The sequence below is a fragment of the uncultured Microbacterium sp. genome (assembly GCF_947489255.1).
GTDB lineage: Bacteria > Actinomycetota > Actinomycetes > Actinomycetales > Microbacteriaceae > Microbacterium > Microbacterium phycohabitans.
Map to the genome: position 1 here is coordinate 658,603 of NZ_CANLCY010000003.1, position 6,596 is coordinate 665,198.

Sequence of the window (6,596 nt, forward strand, 5' to 3'; positions counted from 1 at the left end):
GGGGTTCGCCTCAGAGTCTGACAGCCCCGTCCGACATCCACGTCACGCCCGCGTGTCGAACAGGGTCCGAGCGGTCGCGTCAGCGCGCCCGGCCGGTCTCGAGCAGCTCTCGCGCGTGCGTGAGAGCGGCATCCGAATCGCTCAGTCCCGACAGCAGCCGCGCCATCTCCGCCTCGCGCTCCGCTCCGTCGAGCCGGCGGACGCTGGATGCCGTGACCGAGCCGTCGTTGCCCTTGACGACCGTGAGATGGTTCCCCGCGAAAGCGGCGACCTGCGCGAGGTGCGTGACCGCGATCACCTGCGACGACTCGGCGAGGCGTGCCAGGCGTCGGCCGACCTCGATGGCCGCGGCGCCGCCGATCCCGGCATCCACCTCGTCGAAGACGAACGTCGGCACCGGGTCGACGCCGGCGATGACCACCTCGATGGCGAGCATCACGCGGCTGAGCTCTCCGCCCGACGCACCGCGCGAGACCGGCCGCGGGTCGGCCCCGGGGTGGGGGGCGAGCAGGATCGACACGTCGTCGCGCCCGTGCGCGGCGGCAGGGGCGGGGGCCACGTCGACCGTCAGCCGCGCGTCGAGGAGGGCGAGGGCGTGCAGCTCCTCGGTGACCGCGGCTCCGAGCCGCTCCGCCGCATCGCGACGGGCCGCGGTCAGGGCGTCGGCGGCCGCGTCGAGCGCGCGCGCCGCGTCGTCGCGTTCAGCGGTGAGGCGTTCGACGCGATCGTCGTCGTCGTCCAGCTCGACGAGGCGCGCCGATCCGGTCGCCAGCAGGTCGAGGGCGGCGTCCACCGAGCCGTGCGTGCGGGCCAGGGCGGCGAGGACGCCCCGACGCTCGTCGACGGCGGCCAGCTCGTGGGGGCCGGACTCGTCGAGGTCGGCCAGGTAGCCCGAGAGCGCGACAGAGACGTCGGTCGCGCGGTAGCCCAGGTCGGCGACCTGCTCGCCGATGGCGGCGAGGGCGGCGTCGCTGCCCGAGATGCGTTCCAGGGCGCGCCGGGCCTCGGCCAGGAGCGACACGACATCGGGGCCCCCGTCCTCGTCCGACAGGGCCGCGTGCGCGGTCACCGCGGCGACGCGCAGTTCCTCGGCGTTCGCCAGACGCTCCGCGCGCCGCGCGAGCTCGTCCTCCTCGCCGGCGAGGGGTGCGGCCGCCTCGATCTCGGCGATCGCTGCGCGCAGCTGCTCGGCTTCGCGGGCCCGTTCGTCGCGGTCACCGGTGAGTGTCGACAGCTCGCCGTCGAGGGCGCGCCAGGCGTCCCACGCGGCGCGATACGTCGTCCGGGCCGTGGACACCGCGTCGCCGCCGAAGCGGTCGAGCGCATCGCGCTGCGCCGACGCCGAACGCAGACGCAACTGGTCGGACTGCCCGTGAACGACCACGAGATCGTCGGCGAGATCGGCGAGGACTCCCGCGGGAGCGGTGCGGCCGCCCACCGTGGCGCGACCGCGTCCCTCGCTCGACACGGTGCGGGCGAGGTACAACTCCGCCGCCCCCTCGCCGACGGGCTCGACGTCGCCGCCCGCCTCGCGCACGCGCGCGGCGACGGGTCCGTCCTCCGGCACGAGCCACACGCCCTCGACCGCCGCCTGCGCGGCTCCCGAGCGCACGGCGCCCGAGTCCGCCCGCTGCCCGAGGAGCAGTCCCAGACCGGTCACGACCATCGTCTTGCCGGCGCCGGTCTCGCCGGTGATCGCGGTGAATCCCCGCCCGATGGGCAGGGTCGCGTCGGCGATCACGCCGAGGTCCTTGAGCCGCATCTCCTCGATCACACGGCACCTCCCGTCGCCCCGCGCCATCCGGTCACGGGGAGGCGGAACTTGCGCACCAGCCGATCCGTGAACGCCGCCGGGTGCAGGCGGGCGAGGCGCACCGGCCGCGACGAACGGCGCACCACGACCCTCGCTCCGGGCGGCAGCTCGTGCGAACGGCGACCGTCGCACCACAGGATGCCGCTCCCGCTCGTGCGCTCGAGCACCTCGACGGCGACCGTGGCGTCGGGGCTCACCACGAGGGGGCGCGCGAAGAGGGCGTGCGCCGACAGCGGCACCACCGCGATCGCCTCGACGGTGGGCCAGATCACCGGCCCGCCGGCCGAGAAGTTGTACGCCGTCGAGCCGGTGGGCGAGGCGACGACGACGCCGTCGCATCCGAACGACGACAGCGGGCGTCCGTCGACCTCCATGACCACCTCGAGCATGCGCTCGCGACTGGCCTTCTCGACGGTCGCCTCGTTCAGGGCCCAGGTCTCGAAGATGACGCTGTCATCGGCGTCCAAGACCCGCACGGCGAGGGCGAGACGCTCCTCGACGGTGTAGTCGCGGGCGATCACGCGGCGCACCGCGTCGTCCATGTCGTCGCGTTCGATCTCCGCGAGGAAGCCGACGTGGCCCATGTTGATGCCGAGGATGGGCGCCGTCCCCCCGCGCACGGTCTCGGCCGCGCGCAGGATCGTCCCGTCGCCACCGAGGACGATCGCGAGCTCGACGTCGGCGACGTCGACGTCGACGCCCAAGGTCCCAACCCCCTCGAGCGACAGCCGCTCGGCGAGCTCCGGACGATCCTCGGCCGACACCACGGGCGTCGCTCCCGCCGCGCGGACCGCGGTGAGGATGCGTTCGGCGGCGTGGACGGTGTCGTCACGGCGTGCGTGCACGACGAGGAGGATTCGGCGATCGCTGGGGGTCATCGGCTTCCGGTCAATTCGGTCACGGTGCTCTCCCATTCTGAGGGGTCACCGCCCCGGACGGCCGAGAACCACGCGACATACTCCTGGTTGCCGTGCGTTCCGACGAGGGGCGAGGCGATGAGTCCGGCCGTGCGCAGCCCCGTGTCCCACGCCGCCCAGAGGACACCGTGCACGGCGTCCGAGCGCAGCGCGGGATCGGTCACCAGACCACCCTTCACCGCGGTACGACCCACCTCGAACTGCGGTTTGATCAGCAGAACGACGTCGGCGTCGGCTGCCGCGGTCTCGGCGATAGCCGGGATCACGTGGTGCAGCGAGATGAACGACAGATCACCGGTCACCACGCGCGGGCGCTCGTCGACACCCGTCGCGGCGGCGAGGGAGTCGGCGGTCATGAACCGCACGTTATACCCCTCGACCGACACCACGCCGGGGTCGGTCGCCACAACGGTGGACAACTGACCGTGCCCCACGTCGACCGCCATGACGGGTCGGGCACCGCGTTCGCGCAGCACCTGCGTGAATCCTCCCGTCGACGCCCCGAGGTCGAGGGCGGTGCGCCCCTCCACCCCGATCTGGAAGGCGTCGAGGCCCGCGATCAGCTTGTGCGCCGCCCGGCTGACGTAGTGGTCGGCGCCGGCCACCGAGATCTCGCTCTCCGCTGCGACCGGCGTCGACGGTTTGACCACCGGCCGGCCGTCGACGCTCACGACGCCCGAGGCGATCAGCTGCGAGGCGTGCGAGCGGGAGCGGGCGAGTCCGCGGGCGGCGAGCTCGGCATCGAGGCGGGTCGTCACGGGCGCGAGGTCGGCGACGGATCGGTCGGGGCCGACGCGAGGCGCTGCGCCAGTTCTTCGTGCACGGCGGCGTAGGCATCCGCGCGCGCGTCGAGGGGCTGCTCCTCGATGAGGCGCAGCCGATCGATCAGATCGGTCGGGGCATCCGGGGCGGCACTGTCCGACATGGATGCCATGCTACCGACGTCAGCGCACTCGGAACGGGTCCGCGTACAGACGCTCCGGCACGCGGAAGCCGAAGATGGCGCGGCCCGAGTTCCAGATCGCGGCGGCGCCGGCACGCAAGAGGTCGATCTGCCGGTCGCCGGCGGCCACGATGCGCAGGTCGACACCGTCGATCTCGACGATCGCGTCGCCGACCCGCGTGCGGTCGCCCTTGACGACGGTCGCGGGGTACGGCTCGAACAGCTGACGCAGATCCTCGACGATGTAGTCGGGACGCTGCGACGGCGGCGCCGCGAGCACCTGCTTCGGCCGGTCGATGCCGGTGAGCACGAGCACCGACGGCATCTCGGCGGTGCGCGCACCCTGGATGTCGGTGTCGAGCCGATCGCCGATGAACAACGGCGAGCTCGCACCCGTGCGCGTCACAGCCTCGTCGAAGATGGGCCGCTCCGGCTTCCCGGCGATGGTCGCGAGGCGCCCCACCGCCGTGTGGACGGCCGAGACGAGCGTGCCGTTGCCCGGGGCGATGCCCCGCGCCTGGGGAATGGTCCAGTCGGTGTTCGTGGCGACCCAGGGGATGCCACCCTCCTCGATCGGGGTCGCCAGAGCGTAGGCGGCCTCAGCGAGATGCTTCCAACCCACGTCCGGTGCGAAACCCTGCACGACCGCGGCCGGGGAGTCGTCGGCACTGCGGGTGACGACGAAGCCGGCCTTCTCGACCTCGACGACGAGGCCCTCGCCACCGATCACGAGGAGCTTGGAGCCCGCCGGGACGAGATCCTTCATCAACCGCATCGCGGCTTGCGGACTCGTGGTCACGTCGTCCGCCGCCACCGTCAGTCCGAGCGAGCTCAGGTGTTCGGCCACCGATGCGTCGGTGCGAGAGGCGTTGTTGGTGATGTACCCGAGGCGCCGGCCCTCGGACTGCGCCCGGTTGAGGCTGTCGACCGCGTGCGGAAGCGCCCCCGGACCCGCGTAGACCACCCCGTCGAGGTCGGAGAGCACGACGTCCACCCCGTCCAGCGGCGTCGGCTGCGCCGCCGTCCGACGGAAGATCATCGCGACCCCTCGACTTCGTCGTCCGACGCCGTCTCACGTGCGTCCGGGTCAGCCGCGTCCTCGTCCGAGACGGAGGCCTCTTCGTCCGAGAGATCCGCGCCCGCGTCCGGCTCCGCCGGATCGACATCCCCATCGCCCGCGTCGTCGACCGGTTCGTCGGATTCGTCCGCGACGTCGTCCTCGTCGACGTCGTCGACGGGAATGACACCGGATGCCACATCCACCCCGCCCTCGTCGTCGATCAGGTCGATCTCCTCGACGACGATCACCTCCCGGTCGGCGACACCTGCGGCAGCGTCGAGCGCCTCCGCGGCGATGTCCGCGCGGCGCTGCCATTCGGCGGCCTCCGCGTCGCGTCCCAGCTCCTCCAGCACAGCCGCGCGCGCCGAGAAGAGCGCCGGGCTCCACTCGAACGCACGGTCGGGATCCGCCTCGGGGATCTCCAGCTCCTGCAGGGCACGGTCGGTCTGACCGAGGTCGAGACGCGCGCCCGACATGGCGATGGCGAGCTGGACGCGCACGGGCACCGACAGGGTCGAGCGGTCGACCGCACGGCCTTCCTCGAGGGCGCGGTCGGGGCGACCAACCCCGCGCTCGCTGTCGACGATCAACGGCAGCTGCTCGTCGGATCCCGTGATGCGGCGATGCGTGCGCAGCTCGCGCAGCGCGAGCGCGAAATCACCGACCGCATAGGCGGTGATCGCGACGGTCTCGCGCACGACGCCGACGCGGCCAGCGCTGCGTGAGGCGGCCAGAGCGTGCTGGTGGGCGAGGGCGGGGTCCTCATCGATCACGCGAGCCGCCATGGCCAGGTGCCGGGCGACGTTGTCGGCGTTGTCCTTGCTCAGGGTCTTGAGCTCGTTACGTGCCGCGCCGGGCAGGTCGAAGGCGGTGACGTCTTCGGGCAACTCCGGTCCCCGCTCGCGCCGATCCTGCGGCGGACGCGTCGCACGCGCGTCGTCCCGGTCGAAGCGGCGCGGAGCGCCGGCGCCGGGACGACTGTCCCGCGAGGGACGCCGATCGCTGCCGGTGAAACCACGTTCTCCGCCGTCGCGACGCTCCGGGCGGCTATCGCCACCCCGGTACGACGGACGGTCGCCGTCGCGACGGAACGGGCGGTCCCCGTCCTGACGGTAGGGACGCGATTCCCCGTCCCGACGCACGGGGCGCTCACCATCACGACGCGCCGGGCGGTCACCGCCCTTACGGTACGGACGCGACTCCCCGTCCCGACGCACGGGGCGGTCTCCGTCCCGACGGAACGGGCGATCGCCATCCTGACGGTACGGACGCGACTCCCCATCCCGACGCACGGGACGGTCCCCATCCCGACGAACCGGACGGTCACCATCGCGACGGAACGGACGATCACCATCCTGACGGTACGGACGCGAATCCCCATCCCGACGCACGGGACGGTCCCCGTCCCGACGAACCGGGCGCTCACCATCGCGACGAACCGGGCGGTCACCATCGCGGCGGAACGGACGATCACCATCCTGACGGAAGGGACGCGAATCCCCATCCCGACGAACCGGGCGGTCCCCGTCCCGACGAACCGGGCGATCCCCATCGCGACGAACCGGGCGGTCACCATCGCGGCGGAACGGACGATCCCCATCGCGCCGAGGACGTCCGGCGTTCTCGCCGTCGCGGCGGGCAGGCCGATCTGCGCGCGACGAAGAACCATCACCGCGCGACGGCCGGCCACGGTCGAACGCACGGTCGCCCGAACGCCCCTCGTTGCTCCTGCGCTCGTTGGAATCGTCCGTCGACATGATCGTCCTCCCCGGAAAAACTGCCCATAAATGCGAAATGGCCACCCAGCGTTGGGTGGCCATTTCGTTAAAGGAAGTCCGGCGGTGTCCTACTCTCCCACAGGGT

The 6,596-nt window shown here is 72.5% G+C and carries 6 protein-coding genes; all 6 read right to left on the reverse strand.

All coding sequences use genetic code 11. From position 1 onward, the window contains the following. Nucleotides 1-79 precede the first annotated feature (79 nt). The 6 genes from recN to Q0818_RS10490 are packed head-to-tail and all read right to left on the reverse strand — an operon-like array spanning nt 80 to nt 6,490. Nucleotides 80-1,774, reverse strand: coding sequence for a DNA repair protein RecN (gene recN / locus Q0818_RS10465; RefSeq protein ID WP_298874198.1), 1,695 nt, complete (start codon nt 1,772-1,774; stop codon nt 80-82). Then, a complete protein-coding gene (locus Q0818_RS10470) occupies nt 1,771-2,691 on the reverse strand; it encodes an NAD kinase (protein WP_298874200.1) in 921 nt (306 codons plus the stop codon). The genes recN and Q0818_RS10470 overlap by 4 nt, the downstream gene beginning before the upstream one ends. Next, a complete protein-coding gene (locus tag Q0818_RS10475) occupies nt 2,688-3,488 on the reverse strand; it encodes a TlyA family RNA methyltransferase (RefSeq protein WP_298874202.1) in 801 nt (266 codons plus the stop codon). The genes Q0818_RS10470 and Q0818_RS10475 overlap by 4 nt, the downstream gene beginning before the upstream one ends. Continuing rightward, the gene (locus Q0818_RS10480) at nt 3,485-3,655 is read right to left on the reverse strand and encodes a hypothetical protein (RefSeq protein ID WP_298874204.1); all 171 of its coding nucleotides are present in this window, start codon (nt 3,653-3,655) and stop codon (nt 3,485-3,487) included. The genes Q0818_RS10475 and Q0818_RS10480 overlap by 4 nt, the downstream gene beginning before the upstream one ends. Before the next feature lie 19 nt (nt 3,656-3,674). Beyond that, nucleotides 3,675-4,712 carry an HAD-IIA family hydrolase gene (locus Q0818_RS10485; RefSeq protein WP_298874206.1) on the reverse strand — a complete coding sequence of 346 codons (1,038 nt, stop codon included), beginning with the start codon at nt 4,710-4,712 and terminating at the stop codon, nt 3,675-3,677. After that, nucleotides 4,709-6,490, reverse strand: a complete 1,782-nt coding sequence (locus tag Q0818_RS10490; protein WP_298874207.1) for a primosomal protein — start codon at nt 6,488-6,490, stop codon at nt 4,709-4,711. Before Q0818_RS10490 ends, Q0818_RS10485 begins: the two co-directional genes overlap by 4 nt. Nucleotides 6,491-6,596: the final 106 nt, after the last annotated feature.

Bases quoted from the DNA above. Each gene is read 5' to 3' on its own strand.
- Q0818_RS10470 (WP_298874200.1), bottom strand. From the start codon at position 2,691: ATGACCCCCAGCGATCGCCGAATCCTCCTCGTCGTGCACGCACGCCGT.
- Q0818_RS10480 (WP_298874204.1), bottom strand. From the start codon at position 3,655: ATGTCGGACAGTGCCGCCCCGGATGCCCCGACCGATCTGATCGATCGG.
- Q0818_RS10485 (WP_298874206.1), bottom strand. From the start codon at position 4,712: ATGATCTTCCGTCGGACGGCGGCGCAGCCGACGCCGCTGGACGGGGTG.
- Q0818_RS10490 (WP_298874207.1), bottom strand. From the start codon at position 6,490: ATGTCGACGGACGATTCCAACGAGCGCAGGAGCAACGAGGGGCGTTCG.